This window comes from Providencia manganoxydans (genome assembly GCF_016618195.1).
Lineage (GTDB): Bacteria > Pseudomonadota > Gammaproteobacteria > Enterobacterales > Enterobacteriaceae > Providencia > Providencia manganoxydans.
On the sequence record NZ_CP067099.1, the window covers coordinates 704,523 to 725,670 of the forward strand.

Below are 21,148 nucleotides of genomic sequence, written 5' to 3' on the forward strand. Positions count from 1 at the left end.
CTATTTTGGCGAATTTATACGGTGCGTCAATCAAAAATGGTGCGATTGCTAACAACTGAATGTAATCATTGATAAGTTTCCTTCACAAATTATCACAAAAGTATCAATTTGGGTCATATCACATTTTTTATCACACTGTAGTGTGAAAGGTTTTGTGAATTGTGAAAAATTATAATTGATTATTTATCAGGTGGTTGGGTTTTAATTGTTTATTTTTTATATTATTCATAATGTGATGGTCATCATGTGTTTGTGAATTTTATTGTGTGAAAATTCACACCAATAACAAAGATTAACAACATCAGGGGTTGTTATGGAAAATGTCATTAGCAATGTTGGAGTCATTGGACTTGGCTCAATGGGAATGGGGATCGCAAAATCATTAATAAGAAATCAGATCCCAACTTATGGCTTCGATCTTAGCCAAGATGCCTGCCAAATCTTAAAACAAGCAGGTGCCGTTGCGGTAGGGCAAAATGCGGCTGAATATGCACCGCAACTCCAAGCGCTATTGCTTGTAGTGGTCAATGGTAAACAAGTTGAGTCGATACTGTTTGGCGGTGATGCTCCTTTAGTCGAACAACTGAATGCAGGGACGATTATTGTCTTGCATAGCACATTATCTGCTGTGCAAACAAAACAGATCGCTCAGCGCTTGCAACAATACCAACTACCATTAATGGACGCACCAATTTCAGGTGGAGCTTTAAAAGCTGAACAAGGCCAATTGACCATTATGGCTTCGGGTCCATCTCATCTATTTGAACAGTTACAAGCGGTTTTTTCAGCCATTTCAGAGCGTTTATATCGAGTAGGTGATGAGGTCGGTCTTGGCTCAACGGTAAAAACCATTCACCAACTACTAGCAGGTGTGCATATTGCCGTTGCAGCAGAGAGCATGGCACTCGCAGCCAAAGCGGGTATCGACCTTGATATGATGTATGACATTGTCACTCATGCAGCTGGCAATTCATGGATGTTTGAAAATCGTATGCAACACGTGCTTGATGGTGATTATACCCCGAAATCATCCGTTGATATTTTTGTAAAAGATTTAGGGTTGGTGATGGAAACAGGCAAAGCACTCAATTTCCCACTGCCTATTGCAGCAACAGCTCATCAAATGTTTATTTCTGCCAGTAATGAAGGTTATGGCCTTCAAGATGACAGTGCAGTAATCAAAACTTTCAAAGGCATTTCTTTACCGGAGAAAATGGTATGACAGTAAAACTAGGTGTGATCGCCGATGACTTTACCGGAGCGACCGATATCGCTGGTTTTATGGTACAAAACGGTTGGAAAGTGGTTCAGTTACTCAATGAACCTGATGCAAATACCGTAGTACCACAGGATGTTGATGCAATTGTTATCAGCCTGAAAAGTCGTTCTTGTCCTGTTGATGAAGCGATCAATGCCTCATTAAACGCTTGCCGTTGGTTAAAAGAGCAAGCTCAGTGTCAGCAAATTTTCTTTAAATATTGCTCCACTTTTGATTCGACTGAAAAGGGGAATATTGGCCCAGTGACTGATGCGTTGATGAAACAATTAAATGCGCAACAGGCTTTGATATGCCCTGCACTGCCAATTAATGGCCGAACAGTTGTTCATGGACATCTGTTTGTTAATGGCCAATTGTTAAATGAAAGTGGTATGCAGCATCATCCAGTGACACCCATGACGGATGCTAACTTGATGCGAGTGATGGAAAAACAGTCTGAAGGTAAAGCAGGGCTGATTGCATTGCAAGACATCCAGCAAGGTAGTGCTGTGATTAAACAGCGTTTACTCACCTTGGCTGAACAAGGGGCAAGCTATGTTGTGGTTGATTCATTAACCATGAATGACTTATTACCTATCGCCGAAGCAGTAAAAGAAATGCCATTACTAACAGGCGGATCTGGCCTTGGCGCAGCACTGGCAAATGTTGATACAGGTTGTGAATGGGGCGCAGGAAGTCAGCGTGGCGCGAAACCCTCTAAACAAGGTCGTAAAACAATTATTTTGTCAGGCAGTTGTTCTGTGATGACGAATAAGCAAGTTCAGTGTTACCAACAAATTGCACCTGCAAAAGTGCTTGATGTGGGCGAATGTATTGAGAATCCACACTATGCACAACAGCTTGTCACTTGGGTGCAAGCGCAGAAAACAACAGGTTTAGCACCATTGTTATATGCCACACAACCCCCTGAGATATTGAAAAAAATCCAAGAAAATTATGGCGCTGAAGCAGCAAGTACAGCGGTAGAAAATATCTTTGGTGAAGTAGTTAAGTTATTACAAGCACAGGGCTATAACACTTTCATTATTGCTGGTGGTGAGACATCAGGCAAAGTCGTGCAAAGCCTAGGTACTGAACAATTAAGTATTGGAGCGCCTATCGCACCAGGGGTTCCATGGGTAGAAGATTTAACTAGCGGTTATTGGTTGGCACTCAAGTCAGGTAATTTTGGGCAAGAGAATTTCTTCCAGTACGCACAGGAGATGTTTGATGAGTGAAGAGAAGGCGCTGCGCCAAGAGTTAGCTGATTGGGCTAAATCGATGTTTAACCGTGGCTATAGCAGTGGTGGGGCTGGAAACATCAGTGCCAAACTTCCCGATGGCAATATTATTGTGACACCCACTAATTCAAGCTTTGGTGATTTAGATCCTGAAAGATTGAGTAAGTTAGATCCAGAAGGCAATTGGATCGATGGTGATAAGCCAACGAAAGAAGTGTCAATGCACATGGCGATGTATCGGCAACGTCCTGATTGCCAAGCGGTAGTGCATTTGCATTCACCTTGGTTAACGGCGCTATCTTGCCTATCAGGATTAGATAACCGTAATTGCTTACCACCAATCACGCCTTATTACGTGATGCGAGTTGGCAAACTACCACTGATTGAATATTTACCACCGGGAGATGACCGTATTGGTGAAGAAATTGAGAAATTAGCACCTAACCATAATGCGGTACTGCTTTCCAATCATGGTCCAGTGGTTGGCGGGAAGACCTTAAGGCAAGCTTTCTTCAATGCGGAAGAGTTAGAAGATACAGCTCGTTTATATATTACGTTGCGCCAGCAAGGTTTTACCACATTGACTGCTGAGCAGGTTAGTGAACTAGAAAACCGTTATCCAAAAAAATGAGGCATTAAAAATGGCGAAATTTGCAGCAAACCTCAGCATGATGTTTAACGAAGTTCCTTTTATTCAGCGTTTCGAGAGAGCGGCACAGGCTGGATTTTCAGGGGTTGAGTATCTTTTCCCTTATGAAGAACAACCTGAAGCTATTGCAGAACAGCTAAAAAAGAACGGCTTAACTCAAGTGTTATTTAATATGCCTGCGGGTGATTGGGCTGCCGGTGAACGCGGCATGGCATCTATCCCAGGACGTGAAAATGAATTTGCAGAAGGCGTGCAAACGGCACTGAAATATGCCAAAGCTCTCGGCTGTAAACAAGTACATGCGATGGCCGGTAAGCTAGATGCAAAATTTACACTAGAAGAGCAGCGCGCCTGTTTTATTAAAAATATTCAACAGGCGGCAGATGTGATGGCTGAGCACGGAATTCGTGTATTGATTGAACCGATCAATACGCGAGATATGCCCGGCTACTTTCTGACCACGCAGAAACAAGCTGAAGCTTTATTACCTGAAATTAATCGTGAAAATGTGTTTATTCAATTAGATCTCTATCACTGCCAAATCATGGAAGGTGATTTATTGAAAACAATTGAGCGTTTATGGGGTAAATTTAGTCATATTCAGATAGCTTCAGTACCATATCGCCACGAACCTGATAGCGGTGAAGTCAATTACCCATGGATTTTTAATCAATTAGATCAGATGGGATATCAAGGTTGGCTCGGTTGTGAATACCACCCTGCGGGTCGTACAGAAGATGGTTTGGGCTGGTTAAAGAAAGCACAACCGTAAACAGGAGAGTCTATGATCCCTTCAGAGCGCCGTGATTTTATTTATCGTTACGTTCATGAATACCAAACAGTATCTATCAGTGACTTAGTAGAACTGATGAATGTATCGCATATGACGGTAAGACGTGACATTCGCACGTTAGAAGAAGAAGGGAAAGTGGTTGCGATAAGTGGGGGAGTACGATTAAACGATGCATTACGCCAAGAGCTACCTTGGAGTGAAAAAGCGCGTTTACACCATCGCAGCAAACGTGAAATAGGCCAATTTGCCTCATCATTGGTTGAGGATGGACAAGTTGTTTACCTCGATGCAGGTACCACAACATTTGAGATAGCACGTGTGTTAGGTGAGCGTTTTAACTTAACAATTGTGACCAATGATTTCTCCATTATGCAGTATTTAATGGATAAATCTCAGCTCAATTTGTACCACACAGGAGGGCAAGTGGATAAACGTAACCATTCTTGTGTGGGGAATACCGCATCAATGATGCTGCAAACCTTAAATGTTGATGTGGCATTTATGAGTACTAGCTCTTGGGATTTATTGCATGGAGTTTCAACTCCACATGAAGAGAAAGTGCAAATAAAGCAAACATTGTTGGATGTCGCTCGGCGCTGCGTATTGGTTTCGGATAGCAGCAAATTTGGTAAATATGGCATGTTCCGTGTTTGCCCGCTTAATCAATTGCACGACATCATTTGTGATGATCATCTACCAGCTGATGCCGTGCAGCAGATAACAGAACAGAACATAAAACTTCATTTAATAAAAACATAAATCATCTTACCTAATGATAAATAGCTACAAAAAGCTATTTCAAGGAGAATAACAATGAAAGTTATCATCACTGGTGGCGCTGGCTTCTTAGGTCAGCAGCTAGCCGCTGCTTTACTTAAAAACAGCCAGGGTTTGCAATTTGATCAACTTGTTTTAGCTGATATTCAATGTCCTACATCACCGGTTGAAGATGCGCGAGTGACCTGTGTGGCGGCGGATCTCACTCAAGCAGGCGCGGCAGATAAACTGATTGATGCACAAACCGATATTATTTATCACCTTGCTGCAATCGTGAGTAGCCATGCTGAAAGTGACTTTGACTTAGGCATGAAAGTGAACTTTGAAGCAACACGTCAACTACTTGAAGTGGCACGTGAGAAAAATCCGGCTATCAAATTTATTTTCACCAGTTCATTAGCGGTATTTGGTGGTGAATTGCCTGATGTGATCACAGATCTGTGTGTAGTCAATCCACAATCCTCTTATGGTGCACAGAAAGCAATGTGTGAACTGATGGTAAACGACTACTCACGTAAAGGTTTTGTGGATGGTCGAGTGATGCGTTTACCAACTATCAGTATCCGTCCAGGCGTGCCTAATAAGGCGGCTTCTTCATTTGCTAGTGGAATTATTCGTGAGCCACTCAATGGCATCGAAAGCGTGTGCCCTGTCTCCCCTGATTTAGCACTGTGGTTATCTAGCCCAGAAACAGTAGTGAATAACTTTATTCATGCAGCAAGCATTCCGGCTGAAAAATTTGGTTTATCTCGCACCGTTAATTTACCGGGGATCACTGTTACTGTTCAAGGCATGATCGACGCACTACGCGATGTTGCAGGTCAGAAAGCGGTTGATCTGATCCGCTTTGAACCAGACGAAGCGATCAATCGTATTGTTGCCAGCTGGCCGGGTAAATTTGATATTAGCCGTGCATTAGGTCTGGGTTTCCGTGCTGATGGTTCGTTTGCGGATGCCATTCGTTCATTCATCACTCACCATGGCTCACAGCAATAGGGGATAAGCGATGTCCTATATTCCTATTATTGGCCTCGCGGTGGCCATATTTGTCCTGATTTTCTTGGTATTACGAACGCGTATTCATGCGTTACTTGCCATGTTGATTGCAGCAGCAATTGCCGGTATTTCAGGTGGATTGACCGCAGCAGAAACCGTCACTGTTATTACAAAAGGGTTTGGTACTACACTTGGCAGTATCGGTATTGTTATCGGCCTAGGGGTCATGATGGGAAGGGTACTGGAAGTCTCGGGTGCCGCTGAACAGATAGCATATAGCTTTATCCGTTGGTTAGGTAAAAAACGTGAAGAATGGGCGCTGGCGATCACCGGTTATATCGTGAGTATTCCCATTTTCGTTGATTCGGCTTTCGTTATTCTCTATCCATTGGCGAAAGCACTGGCAAAAAACGGTAAACGTAACCTATTAACCTTAGGGGTTGCACTCGCGGGTGGTCTGGTCGTTACTCACCATACTGTTCCGCCAACACCGGGGCCTCTGGGCGTTGCAGGGATTTTCGGCGTTGATATTGGTGCAATGATCTTAACGGGTATGACACTCGCACTCCCTTGTGTGATTGGTATCGTATTGTATGCGAAGTGGTTAGCGGTTAAATACCCTGAATTCATGCCAGATGAAAGTGGCAATGCTGATCTGAAAGAAATTCATGATCGCTATATGGAAGAGAAAGCGAACAAACCATTGCCAAGCTTATTCTTATCCGTACTACCTATTGTTACACCAATCCTGCTGATTTTTATTAATGCAGTGAATGGTTTATTACTGAAAACAGCAACCTTCCAAGGAATGGAAAGTAACTGGTATTTCCAAACGTTTGAATTCCTTGGTGCTCCGATTATTGCACTTTCAATTAGTGTGTTAATTGCAGTGTATACATTGATGCCAACAGCAACGAAAGAAGAAGTCATCGACCGTATGGAAGAAGGCTTGCAATCAGCGGGGATCATCTTGCTGGTAACAGGTGCTGGTGGTGCATTAGGTGCAGTATTACGCGACAGCGGTACAGGGAATATTTTAGCAGAGCATGTAGCGAGTTTGCCAATCACTCCAGTGCTGATCCCGTTTATTATTGCGACCTTAGTTCGCTTAATTCAAGGTTCAGGCACGGTAGCGATGATCACTGCGGCTTCTATTTCAGCGCCAATTATTAGCCAAATTCCAGACATTAACCTACTGGTTGCTGCGCAAGCTGCCACAATGGGGTCACTGTTCTTTGGTTATTTTAATGACAGCCTTTACTGGGTTGTGAATAGAATGATGGGTATTAAGGACGTTAAACAACAGATGATGGTCTGGTCTATCCCAACAACGATAGCGTGGGCAATCGGTCTGGTGGGCGTTCTGATCCTTGATGTAGTTCTCTGATAGTTAGCTATCTTTTATTTTGCCAATAATCAAAAGCACCATTCGTAGTTTGAATGGTGCTTTTTTATTAGTTTTTTTCATATCGTCTATACTGATTGCATAATTGAATGAGGATTAACATTTATTGTGATCTAAATCTCTTCTTGGTGAAACGTTATTGTTTTGTTTTTCATTAAAAGTGACCAAAGTCACTAAATGGTTTAGGGTTTACCGCTATATTACTTATAACGTATAAATTCAATGATGCCATTGTGTAAAGGAGTTTGATATGTCTGATGTATTCCACTTAGGCTTGAAAAAGAGTGACCTACAGGGTGCTACTGTTGCTATTGTTCCCGGTGATCCTAAACGTGTAGAAAAAATTGCACGCCTGATGGATAACCCAGTACATCTAGCTTCTTTGCGTGAGTTTACCTCTTGGCGTGGTGAGCTTGATGGTAAAGCGGTGATTGTGTGCTCAACCGGTATTGGTGGTCCTTCAACCTCTATTGCTGTGGAAGAGTTGGCACAATTAGGGATCCGTACTTTCTTACGTATTGGTACCACCGGTGCTATCCAAGAAAATATCAATGTCGGTGATGTATTAGTGACAACTGCGGCGGTGCGTTTAGATGGCGCTAGCCAGCACTTTGCTCCGCTAGAATACCCAGCAGTTGCTGACTTTACTTGTACGAATGCCCTTTACGATGCGGCCAAAGAGGCTGGCGCAACAGTGCATGTAGGTGTGACGGCATCATCAGATACTTTCTACCCAGGTCAAGAGCGCTATGATACCTATACCGGCCGCGTTATGCGCCATTTCAGAGGCTCGATGAAAGAGTGGCAAGACATGGGCGTGATGAACTATGAAATGGAATCAGCAACATTGCTCACCATGTGCTCTAGCCAAGGCCTACGCGCAGGTATGGTTGCGGGTGTAATCGTTAACCGCACACAACAAGAAATTCCAGACGAAGCACTTTTGAAAAAAACCGAAGGTAATGTTCTTAGCATTGTAGTTGAAGCGGCTCGTCGACTACTGTAGTCCCTTATTATTGGCTCGTTTGCGTTACTTTCACTCGGTTGTGGATAAAACGTAGGCGGGCTTAGTTATTCCTCTCTCTTTCTTTGATTTTCTTTGTGTAAGTCATTTTATTGATACCTGCTGAAATGCAGGTATTTTTTCCTATTTTATTTAAGCCATAATCTGTTATGGTTTTCATAGCAATCAATATTATAGGTACTGATAATTATGACAAACACACCTTACTTACACCCTTCAGTATTACCTTTGAAAGGTGGAATTAACTTTCGTGATCTTGGCGGAAAAAAACTGGCGAATGGTAACAAAATTAAAGCGGGGATCCTCTTCCGTTCAGGGGCACTTGACCGCCTAACTGAAAGCGATCTCGCTATTCTACAAGCACAAAATCTCTATCAAATATTGGATTATCGTGATGTGGCAGAAATCAAATCCAAACCAGATTTGATCTGGGATGGCGCTCATTATGTTAATGCCCCCGCGAACCCTATGGCTGATGAAGTCAGTGCTGATTTAGATAAACTCACGCCAGAAATGTTGGAACAATTTGATCCAAAAGTTTTTATGGGGCGTTTGTATGAACTACTGCCTTTAAATAACCCTGCTTATCACCAATTAGTTGATATGTTAAAACATCCTGAAAAAGGGGGAATTGTTCAGCATTGCGCCGTGGGCAAAGATAGAACGGGTGTAGGCTCTGCATTGGTTCTTTTCGCGCTTGGTGCCGATCTAAATACTGTGATGGATGACTATTTACTGACCAATGAAACCTTAGCCCCATTTCGTGAATACTTATTAAAAGAGCATGCACAGAGAATGAGTGAAAGTGTGGTGAAAAAGTTTGAATATGTTTATTCCGTGCGTGAAGAGTTTCTCATGACAGCGATAAATAGTATAAATAGCCATTATGGTAGTATCGATCAGTGGTTAAAGGTTGACTTAGGTTTGGATAATACTGGAAGAGAACAATTACAGAGTTATTTCCTCGAGTAATTAGTATAGGATTGGTTTATTTCATATGAGTTAAAGTATTAAGCCAATCAATTGTTAAGGAGGAAAGCGTATGACATTGAATGAAATTGTCGCGGTGGTCACTGATTTTACTCGTGCTCATGAAATATGGGCACTGCCAATCATTTTCTTCCTCGCTTTTGGTGAGTCTTTAGCTTTTCTCTCTTTGCTGCTTCCTGCAACAGTTATTCTATTAGGGCTTGGTGCGCTAATCGGTGAAAGTGGTATTTTATTTTGGCCAGTTTGGTTGGCTGCAACCTTAGGGGCATTTTTTGGCGACTGGCTCTCATACTGGTTTGGCTTCCATTATAAAGACAATGTTCGCAAGATGTGGCCTATTTCTCGTAAACCTCAAATGATCGACCGTGGTCAACACTTCTTTAATCGTTGGGGGGTATGGAGCGTATTTTTAGGGCGCTTCTTTGGGCCATTTAGAGCAGTTGTTCCTCTGGTTGCTGGTATCTGTAAAATGCCTAAACGCTATTTCCAAGCCGCAAATATTGTTTCAGCCATGATTTGGGCGTTTGGCATACTCGCTCCTGGGGCATTTGGATTGCGTTGGTTAGCACAATGGATGGGATAAGTTGCGAAGACGTTCGCAGTTTTTTTGTGATGTAAATTACTTCTGGACAGATATACAGTATCCGATTACTTTACATTGGATCTCATAATGTAAGGATTTAACTGTGGATACCTCTCTTTTATATGGGGTGATTGGCGCCCTTGGTGGTATTTTAGTCGGCGGCTTGGCTGTCTGGTTGTCTATTGCACAAAAATTGAGCCAAAAAGAACAAGATCTGCAACAACTTCATCGTCAACTAGCGGCAAGTGACGAAAAAAACACCCATCTTTCCGAATGGAAAAATGAGTATGAGCGGCTTGATCAAGAACTAAGAACATTAAGAGATATCAATCGAGAGCAAGAAGCTGAGCTGCGGGAAATCACCACACGTTTCGAACAAAACCAATTAGCAAATGAAGAAAAACAGCGCTTATTACAAAATAGTGAGCAACGCTTAACTACACAATTTGAAAATCTTGCTAACCGTATTTTTGAGCAAAGTGAGCGTCGTGCTTCAGAGCAGCAGCAGAAAAGTTTACTCGCGATGTTGTCGCCATTTCGAGAGCAACTTGAAGGTTTTCGTCAGCAAGTTCAGCAAAGTTTTGGTGAAGAAGCGAAAGAACGGCACACTCTGGCCTATGAAATTCGTCAATTACAGCAATTAAACAATCAAATGACCAAAGAAACGGTCAACTTAACCCGCGCGTTAAAAGGTGATAATAAGATACAAGGAAATTGGGGGGAGACCATCCTTGCTCGTATCTTAGAAGCGTCGGGTTTGCGTAAAGGTAGTGAGTTTGAAACCCAAGTTAGCATTAACACTGGCTATAATAGCCGCTACCAGCCAGATGTGATTATTCGTTTACCCGAAGGGAAAGACGTTGTGGTTGATGCTAAAATGTCTTTAGTTGCTTATGAGAACTATTTCAACAGTGATGACCCTGATGAGCAAGCAAATGCCATTAAAAATCACATCGCGTCGATTCGTAATCATATGCGAATATTGAGCCGTAAAGACTATCATCAGCTACCGGGCGTACGTTCACTTGATTATGTGCTTATGTTTATCCCTATTGAACCTGCTTATTTACTTGCTTTAAAAGAATCGCCCGAGCTACTCGATGAAGGAATAAAACAGAATATCATGTTAGTTTGCCCATCAACTTTGCTTGTTGCGGTACGAACGATTAATAATTTATGGCGTTATGAGCGACAAGGGCAAAATGCGCAAGAAATTGCGGCGAAAGCCGCTAAAATGTATGACAAGCTTCGTCTGTTTGTCGAGGATATGCAGTTATTAGGAACCAGCCTTGATAAAGCCGATCATGCTTATCAATCAGCAATGAAACGTTTAGCGGAAGGGCGAGGGAATTTAATCAGCCAAGCTGAAAGCTTTAAAGAAATGGGCGTTGAGGTTAAGCAACCTATTTCACCTCAATTGGTGGATAAATCAGATAAGCCATATTGTGCGGAATCTTAGACTTCTTAATAGGGTTTTACTGCAAAGGCTGTTACACTTCGTACAAAAGTTTTGAATTATAAACAGGCATAATAGAAATGACAGAACCATCAAAAGAAACCATTGATTTTGGTTTCCGCACAGTAGGCAAAGAAGATAAAGTTGGCCTAGTGGCAAATGTTTTTCACTCTGTGGCATCAAAATATGACTTGATGAATGATTTAATGTCTTTTGGTATTCATCGTGTCTGGAAACGTTTTACTATCGAAGCGAGTGGTGTACGTCGTAACCAACGTGTACTTGATCTTGCTGGTGGAACGGGTGACTTAACGGCAAAATTTTCGCGTCTTGTCGGTGAAAAAGGTGAGGTTGTTCTCGCAGACATCAACGACTCGATGCTAAAAATGGGTCGTGAAAAATTACGTGACCTTGGTATCGTAGGCAACGTAAGCTATGTTCAGGCTAATGCTGAAGAATTACCATTCCCTGATAATTATTTTGATTGCATCACTATCTCATTTGGTTTGCGTAACGTGACTGATAAAGACAAAGCGTTGCGTTCTATGTATCGAGTGTTAAAACCAGGTGGGCGTTTGCTGGTTCTTGAATTCTCTAAGCCTATCATTGAGCCTTTGAATAAAGCTTATGATGCTTATTCATTCCATGTTCTTCCTCGTATTGGGCAGGCGATTGTCGGCGATCCTGATAGTTATCGTTATCTTGCAGAGTCAATCCGTATGCATCCTGACCAAGAGACACTTAAGTCAATGATGGAGAACGCAGGATTAGAACAAGTTTCTTACACCAATATGACTGGCGGTATCGTTGCATTGCATAAAGGGTTTAAATTCTAAGATGGAAGCCACATCAGCACAGGCAGAAAGCCAAAATACAGTATTATATTCTTTAATGACCGCCTTTATGGAAACGTCTTTGAATCACATGTTATTCAAAGAGGCGGTCTTAAAACCAGCTCGAGTTCGCTTAGCTGGTAAAGTCATGTCTATTGACTTAAAAGAGTTTAATAAAACGCTGACGCTGATTTTTACAGATAACCATGTTGATGTATTAAGCCAATGGCATGAACCTGCGGATTGCACGATCAAAACATCGCTATTTACACTAATTAAGCTTAAAGATAAGCAGCAACTTTCTCAATTAATCAACAGTGGTGACATTGTTATTGAGGGAGATATGCAGGTTGTACAACACTGGTCTTCATTACTGGATATGGCCATCTGGGATCCTGCTCATTATTTGTCTCCGTATTTAGGGGATGTAGCAGCTCAAGGTCTCAGTCAAGTGTTTAGAAAAGGTGCAGGTCTTGTCTCTCGCCTAGTTGCCCAGCAAAAAACCTATATAAAAGACACGCTACTTGAAGAGTGGAAAATGGCTCCAAATCCACTCGAACTTGCTTATTTTAGCGATGAAATTGAACAAGTCTCTGATTCACTTGATGAATTGGAAAAACGATTGAGCAAGTTGGAGGAGAAGAATGACGCCCGGTGAAATAAAACGTCTCTACTTTATTATTCGGGTATTCCTCTCGTATGGCTTAGATGAATTAATCCCCAAAATTAAGTTAACCTTACCACTGCGTATTGGGCGTTTTGGTTTTTTTTGGATTAAAAATCAGCATCAAGGTAAAGAGCTTGGCGAACGCTTACGTTTGGCTTTACAGGAGCTTGGCCCTGTATGGATTAAGTTCGGTCAAATGCTCTCTACTCGTCGTGATCTCTTCCCACCGGCTATCGCTGACCAACTTTCACTATTACAAGACAAAGTCGCTAGTTTCGATGGTAAATTAGCACGTCAATATATTGAAGAATCGCTCGGCGGACCATTAGAACAATGGTTTGATGATTTCGATGAAAAAGCATTAGCATCAGCCTCTATTGCTCAGGTTCACACGGCAAAACTTAAAGAAAATGGCAAAGAAATCGTTTTAAAAGTCATTCGCCCTGATATTTTGCCTATTATCAAAGCTGATGTGAAATTGATGTATCGTATCGCTAATTGGGTGCCATTATTACCGGATGGACGTCGTTTACGCCCTAAAGAAGTGGTTCGTGAATACGAAAAAACGTTAATTGATGAATTAAATCTTTTGCGTGAATCAGCGAATGCGATCCAATTACGGCGTAATTTTGAAAATAGCTCAATGTTATATATACCTGAAGTATATGCGGATTATTGTCGTGAAAATGTCATGGTGATGGAGCGTATTTATGGTATTCCAGTCTCTGATATTACTGCTCTAAAAGCACAAGGGACTAACATGAAGATCTTGGCAGAAAGGGGCGTTAAAGTCTTCTTTACTCAAGTTTTTCGTGACAGCTTTTTCCATGCTGATATGCATCCAGGAAATATTTTTGTTAGTTATGAGCACCCTGAAGATCCACTTTATATTGGCATCGACTGTGGTATTGTCGGGTCATTAAATAAAGAAGATAAGCGTTATCTTGCGGAAAACTTTATTGCCTTTTTTAATCGTGACTATCGTAAAGTTGCTGAGCTGCATGTTGATTCAGGTTGGGTGCCTGCTGATACTAATGTTGAAGACTTTGAGTTTGCGATTAGAACTGTTTGTGAGCCTATTTTTGAAAAGCCACTGGCAGAAATATCGTTTGGGCATGTGTTGCTGAATCTCTTTAACACCGCTCGTCGATTTAATATGGAAGTTCAGCCTCAATTGGTATTGTTGCAAAAAACGTTACTTTACGTAGAAGGTTTAGGTCGTCAATTATACCCACAACTGGATTTATGGAAGACAGCTAAACCTTTCTTAGAAGACTGGATACATAGCCAAGTTGGACTTCCTGCAATTACCAAAGCGTTAAAAGAAAAAGCACCTTATTGGGCTGAAAAAATGCCTGAAATCCCTGATTTAATTTATGGTGCTTTACGTCAACATAAGTTTTTGCAATCAAATATTGAGCAACTCGCTGAACAATTGAAGGATCAGCGTAGCAAACAACGCAAATCGCAATACCTATTAGGAATTGGTGCAACATTTATCCTTTGTGGCAGTTTATTCTTTATTTCGGACTCTATAAGGATGGCGATAGCATTTATGTCTGCGGGGGCGTTGTCATGGGTTATTGGCTGGTGTAAATCAGGGAAAAATTAAGTAAACCTTGTTTTGCGACAAGTTTATAAGCCTGTGAATATTTCCGTATTGCTGCTAGGTTGTATATAATGGGATTAATAACTATTGATCCCACTTTTACAGAGGTATAAACAATGGAATCAACTATTGCAACGGCTGCTTTTGGTAGCCCTTGGCAACTTATCATTATTGCTCTACTTATTATTTTAATTTTCGGCACCAAAAAACTGCGTTCTCTGGGTTCGGATTTAGGCGAGTCATTGAAAGGCTTTAAAAAAGCGATGAATGATGATGAAGCTGCTAAGTCTGCAAAAGAAGAGCAAGAGAAACAAGATGCTGATTTTGCAACCAAAAATATTACAGAGCAACAGGCTACCGAAAAGAAAGATAGTCCAGTTGAGAGCAAAAACAAAGAGCAGGGTTAAACCGTGTTTGACATAGGTTTCAGTGAACTGCTGCTTGTTGCAGTTATAGGCCTTGTTGTACTGGGCCCTGAGCGTCTACCAGTAGCAGTAAGAACTGTTGCTGGTTGGATCCGTGCTATGCGCTCATTAGCTGCTAATGTGCAAAATGAATTGTCACAAGAGCTGAAATTACAAGAACTGCAAGAGACGTTGAAAAAAGTTGAGGAGAAAGCTGGTATGGAAACGCTTTCTCCTGAGCTAAAACAATCGATGGATGAACTCCGTCAAGCTGCCCAGTCTTTAAAATCGGGCTATCAAGCAACGACTGATAGTGTGGAAAGTGAATTGCAGAAAGCCAAAGAATTAACTGACAACTATGACAGTGCGGTTAAAGATGCGCAAACAACAGTTTCACAAACACAAGAGTCAGATCCTGATCCTGAATATGCAGCCAAAATGGCGGAAGTTGTTGAGGAGCCTGCATCTACCAAAGGTGAAAGCAGTCCAGAAGACAATGTTGACGCAAAGAAAAACCCTAATCAGATAGAAAGCGAAAAATAGAACATGGCTGTAAATGATACTCAACCACTTATTAGCCACCTAATTGAATTAAGGAAGCGGCTACTAAACTGTTTGATCACGGTTTTAATTGTATTTGCTGCTCTGGCTTACTTTTCAAATGATATTTATCGGCTAGTTGCTGCTCCTTTGATTGATAAGCTGCCTGTTGGCTCTCAAATGAGTGCAACCGACGTGGCATCCACATTCTTTACCCCAATTAAGCTAACGATGATGGTATCGGTATTTCTTTCGATACCTGTGATCCTTTATCAAATTTGGGCATTTATCGCGCCTGCGTTATATAAACATGAACGTAGATTGATGCTGCCTTTATTGGTTTCTAGTAGTTTCCTTTTCTATTTGGGAATGGCATTCGCCTATTTTGTGGTTTTCCCATTAGCATTTGGTTTCTTTGTCAAAACTACTCCTGATAGCGTTAATTTTATTCCTGATATTAGTAAATATCTGAGTTTTGTGATGACGCTATTTATGGCATTTGGTGCAGCATTTGAAGTGCCTATAGCCATTATTCTATTATGTTGGACTGGTGTTACAACACCTGAATCATTAAAGCGCAAACGCCCATACATTTTAGTCGGTGCTTTTATTATTGGGATGTTTTTGACGCCACCAGACGTGCTATCTCAAACGTTACTTGCAGTTCCAATGTATTTGCTATTTGAGCTTGGCGTTCTTCTTTCCAATTTCTATGTTGGTAAAGGCCGACGTAAACCGGAAAATGACGAAGAAGAGCACGATGAGCAGTAAAATATAGCCAATTGATTAAAACCCACATGATTGTGGGTTTTTTTGTTTTTACTGAGGTAGTTTTTTGAATTGGGTATTATCAAGAACCTTGGTGACACTCTTATTCAAGATATTAAGTAAGAGGATTGATCGTGTTTCGCCATTGGGTTCGTCGTATATGGCTTGAATACCTGCAAAGATCCCTTCAGTAATTAGAACGCTATCACCATGGATAGGAGTTTCTGGGGCAATAAGATGGGAAAGCTCAGTTTGCTGTAATAACTCAATAAGCTCATCAGGCACAATGGCGGGTAATTGTCCAAAACGAACAAAGTGGCTAACCCCACGTGTTGATTGTATCGTGGTTGTATGGATCGCATTATGATCAAATTTGACAAATAAATAATTAGGAAATAGAGGCTCCTTGACTATGGTGCGTTTTCCTCGAATGACTTTTTCAATATCTGCCATTGGTGTCATGCAGATAACATCTTGTCTATTCAGGTGCTCCATAGCCCTATCGATTTGGCCGCGTTTACAATATAACAGATACCACTTTTCCATTTTTCTAATCCAGCACAACAAAATTATGCTCATCATAACAAATTAGCGGATAAAAATGTGACTAATCGATTAAGTAAGAATATCATTCATAATCATAAAGATATCTTAACTTAAGTACAATCGATTGTTGTTAACTGTAATATAACAACTCGTTATCTAGGAGAGTGCATGGAAATTTTTTTATTAAGTAATGGTAAGCTTCCAAATAACCCTGTTTGGCTGAGCTATGCATTACCTCGTATTCATAAAGTGATTGAGCGTAAAAATATTAAATCAGCGGTGCTTGTCCCTTATGCTGTTTTACGTGGCTCTCATGATGAAAGAGCTGAGCAATTAAGTGAGGCTTTAGGTATTAAAGTTACATCCATTGAACATTTCTCTAGCCCAGTAGAAGCGATTGAGCAGGCGGAATGTATATTAGTCAGTGGTGGAAACACTTGGTGGTTAAACAAGTGTTTACATGAAAATGGTCTGATTGTGGCAATTCAGCGTGCGGTGAGAGAGCGTAATGTGCCTTATATTGGCTGGAGCGCTGGTTGTAATGTTGCAACGCCTAGTATCCGCACAACTAATGACATGCCTGTCAGTAATGCGGCTATTATGCCATCTTTGGGTTTGTTCCCACTCCAAATTAACCCTCACTATATTGATGCTCATATTTCAGGCCACATGGGAGAAACACGCGACGAAAGATTACAAGAGTTCTGTGTGATTAACCCACATGAGACAGTGGTTGCTCTCAGAGAAGGAAGTGGCCTACAAATCAAAGGTAACACTTTAGAATATTTCAGTGGTAAAGGTGATGGGTTTAAATTATTTAAACATAATCAATCCTTCCCAGAACAATTTGATACTTTATCATTAAAAGGGCTGGTTCCATTTGATTGCCAATAAAGTAATCAGTCATAAATAATAAACATATTGATTATACATAGTTTTTATGGGTAACTTGTAACCTTGGCCGGACGTCTTATAATGAGACTCCCTCTGTAATAGTAAAAGATGACAATGAAATACCGTGACCTAAGAGACTTCATTGCCCAGCTAGAAAAGCAAGGCGAATTAAAACGTATTACGATGGAGGTTGATCCTTACCTCGAAATGACGGAAATAGCCGATCGTACTCTTAGAGCAGGAGGGCCGGCCTTATTATTTGAAAATCCCAAAGGCTATAACATGCCTGTTCTGTGTAACTTATTTGGCACAACCAAACGAGTTGCTATGGGAATGGGGCAAGAAGATATTAAAGCATTGCATGATGTTGGCAAATTGCTGGCTTTTCTAAAAGAACCGGATCCTCCGAAAGGGTTCCGTGACCTATTTGATAAATTACCTAAATTTAAGCAAGTGTTGAATATGCCTGCAAAAAGGCTGAGTTCAGCACCTTGCCAAGAACAAATTTGGGCGGGTGACGATGTCGATTTAACAAAAATCCCAGTCATGCATTGCTGGCCAGAAGATGCAGCTCCTTTAATTACTTGGGGTTTAACGGTCACTCGAGGGCCAAACAAAGAACGCCAAAATTTGGGGATCTACCGACAACAAGTTTTGGGTAAAAACAAACTTATCATGCGTTGGCTTTCACACCGTGGTGGGGCGCTTGATTTTCAAGAGTGGTGCCAACAGCACCCAGGTGAACGATTCCCCGTTGCAGTTGCATTAGGGGCAGATCCTGCAACTATTTTAGGTGCAGTGACGCCTGTACCAGATACCCTATCTGAATATGCATTTGCTGGTTTATTACGTGGCAATAAAACTGAAGTTGTGAAATGTATTTCTAATGATCTTGAAGTACCGGCTGGTGCTGAGATCATTCTTGAAGGCTATATTGAGCAAGGGGAGCTGGCGCCAGAAGGGCCATATGGTGACCATACTGGTTATTATAATGAAATTGATAGTTTCCCTGTATTTACTGTTACTCATGTAACTCAACGTCGCGATGCTATTTATCATTCGACCTATACAGGGCGCCCGCCTGATGAACCCGCAGTGCTCGGCGAAGCATTAAATGAAGTGCTAGTGCCAATTTTACAAAAACAGTTCCCTGAGATCGTTGATTTTTACTTACCGCCAGAAGGTTGTTCATATCGCCTAGCTGTTGTCACAATGAAAAAACAATATGCAGGCCATGCCAAAAGGGTAATGATGGGGGTTTGGTCATATCTTCGACAGTTTATGTATACAAAATTTGTCATTGTTTGTGATGATGATATCAATGCTCGAGATTGGAAAGATGTGATATGGGCAATAACAACACGCATGGATCCTGCTCGTGATACTGTTATGATGGAAAATACGCCAATAGATTATCTTGATTTTGCTTCACCAGTATCAGGTTTAGGTTCAAAAATGGGGCTAGATGCAACGAATAAATGGCCTGGAGAAACAAATCGGGAATGGGGACGGCCAATTGTGATGGATGAAGCAGTGAAGTCACGTGTAGATGATATTTGGGAACAATTGAATATTTTTGGAAAATAAGAGGGGAGCCATGGCAACTTTGAGCTGCAAAGTCACATCTGTTGAATCTATCACTGATACCGTTTATCGGGTTATTTTGTTGCCAGATGGGCCCTTTCATTTTAAAGCAGGTCAATATCTTATGGTCATAATGGATGAGCGAGATAAACGCCCGTTCTCTATGGCCTCAACACCTGCAAATAACGAAACAATTGAGCTTCACATTGGTGCTTCTGAAATTAATCTTTATGCAATGGCTGTTATGGATAGGATTTTAGATCAGCGCCGTATTGATATTGATATACCTCATGGCAAAGCATGGTTTAGAGAAAATAGCCAAAATCCGATGATCTTAGTTGCAGGCGGAACCGGATTCTCTTACACGCACTCAGTATTACTCGCTGCTTTAATGGAAAATCCTTCCCGTGATATCACTTTCTATTGGGGTGGACGCCAGTTAGAGCATCTATATGATTTAGGTGAACTCCAAGCCTTAAGTGAACGCTATGCTAATCTGAAAATCGTTCCTATTGTTGAGCAGCCTGATGGCTCTTGGAGAGGACGCTCAGGCACAGTACTCAGTGCTGTTTTAGACGATTTTGGTGATTTATCTGCTTATGATATTTATATCGCGGGTCGTTTTGAGATGGCTAAAATCGCAAGAGAACGTTTTTGCGCTGAGCGTGGTGCAAAGCCAGAGCAGCTGTTTGGTGATGCTTACGAGTTTATTTAGTATTGATTACATAGCAAAGTGAGCATTAGTCTAGAAGTTTGCTGCTGCTCCTTAAACTAAAAAGCCCGCCCCTGACTAGGCGGGAATGTTGACAACATACAACAACACTACGGCAAATAGTGGATACACTCTCCATACATCAAGTTGCAACGTCGCTAGCTGTATCTATTAATTTTAGTTACCTATGCTTAACTATTATAGTTAGCTAGCTCTGTTGCGCCTTGAGCCATTCAGAGTATTGGGTATTATATGCGCTCGATGATAGTTGCTATCCCTTGCCCAAACCCAATGCACATAGTTGCTAGACCGAATTGTTTATCCTTCTGCTCTAATTGATTCAGTAAAGCGGTGGTGATCCTCGCTCCTGAGCACCCTAAAGGGTGGCCTAGTGCGATAGCACCACCGTTAAGGTTCACTTTTTCATCAATTTGATTTTCTGGCAATTTCAGGCCTTTTAAACACGCAATAGACTGCGCCGCGAAAGCTTCATTTAACTCAATAACATCGATATCTGCTAATGATAACCCCGCCCGTTTGAGCGCTAATTCAGTTGCAGGAACTGGCCCGAATCCCATAGTGGACGGATCACAGCCTACAACTGCCATGGAACGAATCCGTGCTCTTGGCTTTATGCCTTTGTTTCTCGCATAATTTTCACTGGTGATCAGCATTGCTGATGCGCCATCAGAAAGAGCTGATGAATTACCTGCGGTTACAGTACCACTTACGGGATCAAAAGCGGGTCTTAATGATGCTAATCCTTCTAAACTAGCATCAAAGCGAATAACTTCATCGTAATCGACAGCAAACAGGTTCCCGCTACTATCGTGCCCAGCAATAGGGGATATTTCATGCTTAAATGAACCATTTTTGGTTGCCTGAGCTGCTCTTTGATGAGAGCGAAGTGCAAATGCGTCTTGCTCTTCACGGCTTATTTTATACATTTTAGCTAGCATTTCAGCAGTTAACCCCATAGCGCCTGCTGCTTTAGCCACTCGTAGCGTGAGCTTAGGGTTAAAATCAATACCATGAGTCATTGGAACATGACCCATATGTTCGACTCCACCAATTAAGACCGAACTGGCATCGCCTGTCATGATTAGCCGGCTTGCATCATGAATAGCCTGCATAGACGAACCGCATAGGCGGTTAACTGTTACAGCTGGTACAGTATGAGGAATATCAGTAAGTAATGCTGCATTCTTAGCGACATTAAACCCTTGTTCAAGCGTTTGTTGCACACATCCCCAAATGATGTCATCCAATTCTTTTTTACTGGCATTTGGGTTACGTTCAAAAATTGCATTCATCAGATGTGCAGAGAGGTCTTCCGCTCGGACTTGGCGAAATACACCACCTTTTGAACGCCCCATTGGTGTACGTATTCCATCGATAATAACGACATTTTCCATACTT

22 protein-coding genes are annotated in these 21,148 nt (G+C 41.6%); 20 read left to right on the forward strand and 2 right to left on the reverse strand.

Annotation, left to right across the window (positions count from 1 at the left end; translation table 11 throughout):
• Window positions 1-313 precede the first annotated feature (313 nt).
• The 17 genes from ltnD to tatC all read left to right on the forward strand — a co-directional run bounded on the left by ltnD (window position 314) and on the right by tatC (window position 15,996).
• Window positions 314-1,222 (forward strand): L-threonate dehydrogenase, encoded by a 909-nt coding sequence (gene ltnD, locus JI723_RS03040; RefSeq protein WP_272581088.1) that lies wholly within the window; start codon window positions 314-316, stop codon window positions 1,220-1,222.
• Complete coding sequence (gene otnK, locus JI723_RS03045; protein ID WP_272581087.1) at window positions 1,219-2,496, forward strand: 3-oxo-tetronate kinase; 1,278 nt, start codon at window positions 1,219-1,221, stop codon at window positions 2,494-2,496. Before ltnD ends, otnK begins: the two co-directional genes overlap by 4 nt.
• Complete coding sequence (otnC, locus tag JI723_RS03050; RefSeq protein ID WP_070927603.1) at window positions 2,489-3,130, forward strand: 3-oxo-tetronate 4-phosphate decarboxylase; 642 nt, start codon at window positions 2,489-2,491, stop codon at window positions 3,128-3,130. Before otnK ends, otnC begins: the two co-directional genes overlap by 8 nt.
• Before the next feature lie 10 nt (window positions 3,131-3,140).
• Complete coding sequence (otnI, locus tag JI723_RS03055) at window positions 3,141-3,920, forward strand: 2-oxo-tetronate isomerase (protein ID WP_070927605.1); 780 nt, start codon at window positions 3,141-3,143, stop codon at window positions 3,918-3,920.
• Window positions 3,921-3,932: 12 nt separating this feature from the next.
• Window positions 3,933-4,700, forward strand: coding sequence for a DeoR/GlpR family DNA-binding transcription regulator (locus JI723_RS03060; protein ID WP_070927607.1), 768 nt, complete (start codon window positions 3,933-3,935; stop codon window positions 4,698-4,700).
• 54 nt (window positions 4,701-4,754) lie between these two features.
• Complete coding sequence (denD, locus tag JI723_RS03065) at window positions 4,755-5,714, forward strand: D-erythronate dehydrogenase (protein ID WP_070927609.1); 960 nt, start codon at window positions 4,755-4,757, stop codon at window positions 5,712-5,714.
• 10 nt (window positions 5,715-5,724) lie between these two features.
• Window positions 5,725-7,101, forward strand: a complete 1,377-nt coding sequence (locus JI723_RS03070) for a GntP family permease (RefSeq protein ID WP_272581085.1) — start codon at window positions 5,725-5,727, stop codon at window positions 7,099-7,101.
• Between the two features lie 268 nt (window positions 7,102-7,369).
• The gene (udp, locus tag JI723_RS03075) at window positions 7,370-8,125 is read left to right on the forward strand and encodes a uridine phosphorylase (RefSeq protein ID WP_070927613.1); all 756 of its coding nucleotides are present in this window, start codon (window positions 7,370-7,372) and stop codon (window positions 8,123-8,125) included.
• Between the two features lie 207 nt (window positions 8,126-8,332).
• Window positions 8,333-9,115 (forward strand): tyrosine-protein phosphatase, encoded by a 783-nt coding sequence (locus tag JI723_RS03080; protein WP_272581083.1) that lies wholly within the window; start codon window positions 8,333-8,335, stop codon window positions 9,113-9,115.
• A 70-nt stretch (window positions 9,116-9,185) separates the two neighbouring features.
• Window positions 9,186-9,716: a DedA family protein gene (locus tag JI723_RS03085; RefSeq protein WP_070927618.1), complete on the forward strand. Its 531-nt coding sequence runs from the start codon at window positions 9,186-9,188 to the stop codon at window positions 9,714-9,716.
• A 103-nt stretch (window positions 9,717-9,819) separates the two neighbouring features.
• Window positions 9,820-11,175, forward strand: coding sequence for a DNA recombination protein RmuC (gene rmuC, locus JI723_RS03090; RefSeq protein WP_319068404.1), 1,356 nt, complete (start codon window positions 9,820-9,822; stop codon window positions 11,173-11,175).
• Between the two features lie 77 nt (window positions 11,176-11,252).
• The gene (gene ubiE, locus JI723_RS03095) at window positions 11,253-12,008 is read left to right on the forward strand and encodes a bifunctional demethylmenaquinone methyltransferase/2-methoxy-6-polyprenyl-1,4-benzoquinol methylase UbiE (protein WP_272581082.1); all 756 of its coding nucleotides are present in this window, start codon (window positions 11,253-11,255) and stop codon (window positions 12,006-12,008) included.
• A 1-nt stretch (window position 12,009) separates the two neighbouring features.
• On the forward strand, window positions 12,010-12,663 hold the full coding sequence (locus JI723_RS03100) for a ubiquinone biosynthesis accessory factor UbiJ (RefSeq protein ID WP_070927626.1): 654 nt from the start codon (window positions 12,010-12,012) through the stop codon (window positions 12,661-12,663).
• Window positions 12,650-14,284 carry a ubiquinone biosynthesis regulatory protein kinase UbiB gene (gene ubiB, locus JI723_RS03105; protein WP_070927628.1) on the forward strand — a complete coding sequence of 545 codons (1,635 nt, stop codon included), beginning with the start codon at window positions 12,650-12,652 and terminating at the stop codon, window positions 14,282-14,284. Before JI723_RS03100 ends, ubiB begins: the two co-directional genes overlap by 14 nt.
• Window positions 14,285-14,397: 113 nt before the next feature.
• Window positions 14,398-14,688: a twin-arginine translocase TatA/TatE family subunit gene (gene tatA, locus JI723_RS03110; protein ID WP_272581081.1), complete on the forward strand. Its 291-nt coding sequence runs from the start codon at window positions 14,398-14,400 to the stop codon at window positions 14,686-14,688.
• 3 nt (window positions 14,689-14,691) lie between these two features.
• Complete coding sequence (tatB, locus tag JI723_RS03115) at window positions 14,692-15,228, forward strand: Sec-independent protein translocase protein TatB (RefSeq protein WP_140179046.1); 537 nt, start codon at window positions 14,692-14,694, stop codon at window positions 15,226-15,228.
• A gap of 3 nt (window positions 15,229-15,231) precedes the next feature.
• Entirely contained in the window at window positions 15,232-15,996 is a 765-nt protein-coding gene (gene tatC, locus JI723_RS03120) for a Sec-independent protein translocase subunit TatC (RefSeq protein ID WP_070927634.1), read from the forward strand.
• 48 nt (window positions 15,997-16,044) lie between these two features.
• On the opposite strand, the gene rfaH is transcribed toward tatC, so the two are convergent.
• Window positions 16,045-16,539 (reverse strand): transcription/translation regulatory transformer protein RfaH, encoded by a 495-nt coding sequence (gene rfaH / locus JI723_RS03125; RefSeq protein ID WP_070927636.1) that lies wholly within the window; start codon window positions 16,537-16,539, stop codon window positions 16,045-16,047.
• 168 nt (window positions 16,540-16,707) lie between these two features.
• On the opposite strand from rfaH, the gene pepE reads away from it, so the two are divergent.
• The 3 genes from pepE to fre all read left to right on the forward strand — a co-directional run bounded on the left by pepE (window position 16,708) and on the right by fre (window position 19,732).
• A complete protein-coding gene (gene pepE, locus JI723_RS03130; RefSeq protein ID WP_070927638.1) occupies window positions 16,708-17,433 on the forward strand; it encodes a dipeptidase PepE in 726 nt (241 codons plus the stop codon).
• 114 nt (window positions 17,434-17,547) lie between these two features.
• A complete protein-coding gene (gene ubiD, locus JI723_RS03135) occupies window positions 17,548-19,020 on the forward strand; it encodes a 4-hydroxy-3-polyprenylbenzoate decarboxylase (RefSeq protein ID WP_140179052.1) in 1,473 nt (490 codons plus the stop codon).
• Window positions 19,021-19,030: 10 nt separating this feature from the next.
• Window positions 19,031-19,732, forward strand: a complete 702-nt coding sequence (gene fre / locus JI723_RS03140) for an NAD(P)H-flavin reductase (protein ID WP_070927640.1) — start codon at window positions 19,031-19,033, stop codon at window positions 19,730-19,732.
• 245 nt (window positions 19,733-19,977) lie between these two features.
• On the opposite strand, the gene fadA is transcribed toward fre, so the two are convergent.
• On the reverse strand, window positions 19,978-21,144 hold the full coding sequence (gene fadA / locus JI723_RS03145) for an acetyl-CoA C-acyltransferase FadA (protein WP_070927642.1): 1,167 nt from the start codon (window positions 21,142-21,144) through the stop codon (window positions 19,978-19,980).
• Window positions 21,145-21,148 lie beyond the last annotated feature (4 nt).

Bases quoted from the DNA above. Each gene is read 5' to 3' on its own strand.
- ltnD (WP_272581088.1), top strand. From the start codon at position 314: ATGGAAAATGTCATTAGCAATGTTGGAGTCATTGGACTTGGCTCAATG.
- otnK (WP_272581087.1), top strand. From the start codon at position 1,219: ATGACAGTAAAACTAGGTGTGATCGCCGATGACTTTACCGGAGCGACC.
- otnC (WP_070927603.1), top strand. From the start codon at position 2,489: ATGAGTGAAGAGAAGGCGCTGCGCCAAGAGTTAGCTGATTGGGCTAAA.
- otnI (WP_070927605.1), top strand. From the start codon at position 3,141: ATGGCGAAATTTGCAGCAAACCTCAGCATGATGTTTAACGAAGTTCCT.
- JI723_RS03060 (WP_070927607.1), top strand. From the start codon at position 3,933: ATGATCCCTTCAGAGCGCCGTGATTTTATTTATCGTTACGTTCATGAA.
- denD (WP_070927609.1), top strand. From the start codon at position 4,755: ATGAAAGTTATCATCACTGGTGGCGCTGGCTTCTTAGGTCAGCAGCTA.
- JI723_RS03070 (WP_272581085.1), top strand. From the start codon at position 5,725: ATGTCCTATATTCCTATTATTGGCCTCGCGGTGGCCATATTTGTCCTG.
- udp (WP_070927613.1), top strand. From the start codon at position 7,370: ATGTCTGATGTATTCCACTTAGGCTTGAAAAAGAGTGACCTACAGGGT.
- JI723_RS03080 (WP_272581083.1), top strand. From the start codon at position 8,333: ATGACAAACACACCTTACTTACACCCTTCAGTATTACCTTTGAAAGGT.
- JI723_RS03085 (WP_070927618.1), top strand. From the start codon at position 9,186: ATGACATTGAATGAAATTGTCGCGGTGGTCACTGATTTTACTCGTGCT.
- ubiE (WP_272581082.1), top strand. From the start codon at position 11,253: ATGACAGAACCATCAAAAGAAACCATTGATTTTGGTTTCCGCACAGTA.
- JI723_RS03100 (WP_070927626.1), top strand. From the start codon at position 12,010: ATGGAAGCCACATCAGCACAGGCAGAAAGCCAAAATACAGTATTATAT.
- ubiB (WP_070927628.1), top strand. From the start codon at position 12,650: ATGACGCCCGGTGAAATAAAACGTCTCTACTTTATTATTCGGGTATTC.
- tatA (WP_272581081.1), top strand. From the start codon at position 14,398: ATGGAATCAACTATTGCAACGGCTGCTTTTGGTAGCCCTTGGCAACTT.
- tatC (WP_070927634.1), top strand. From the start codon at position 15,232: ATGGCTGTAAATGATACTCAACCACTTATTAGCCACCTAATTGAATTA.
- rfaH (WP_070927636.1), bottom strand. From the start codon at position 16,539: ATGGAAAAGTGGTATCTGTTATATTGTAAACGCGGCCAAATCGATAGG.
- pepE (WP_070927638.1), top strand. From the start codon at position 16,708: ATGGAAATTTTTTTATTAAGTAATGGTAAGCTTCCAAATAACCCTGTT.
- ubiD (WP_140179052.1), top strand. From the start codon at position 17,548: ATGAAATACCGTGACCTAAGAGACTTCATTGCCCAGCTAGAAAAGCAA.
- fre (WP_070927640.1), top strand. From the start codon at position 19,031: ATGGCAACTTTGAGCTGCAAAGTCACATCTGTTGAATCTATCACTGAT.
- fadA (WP_070927642.1), bottom strand. From the start codon at position 21,144: ATGGAAAATGTCGTTATTATCGATGGAATACGTACACCAATGGGGCGT.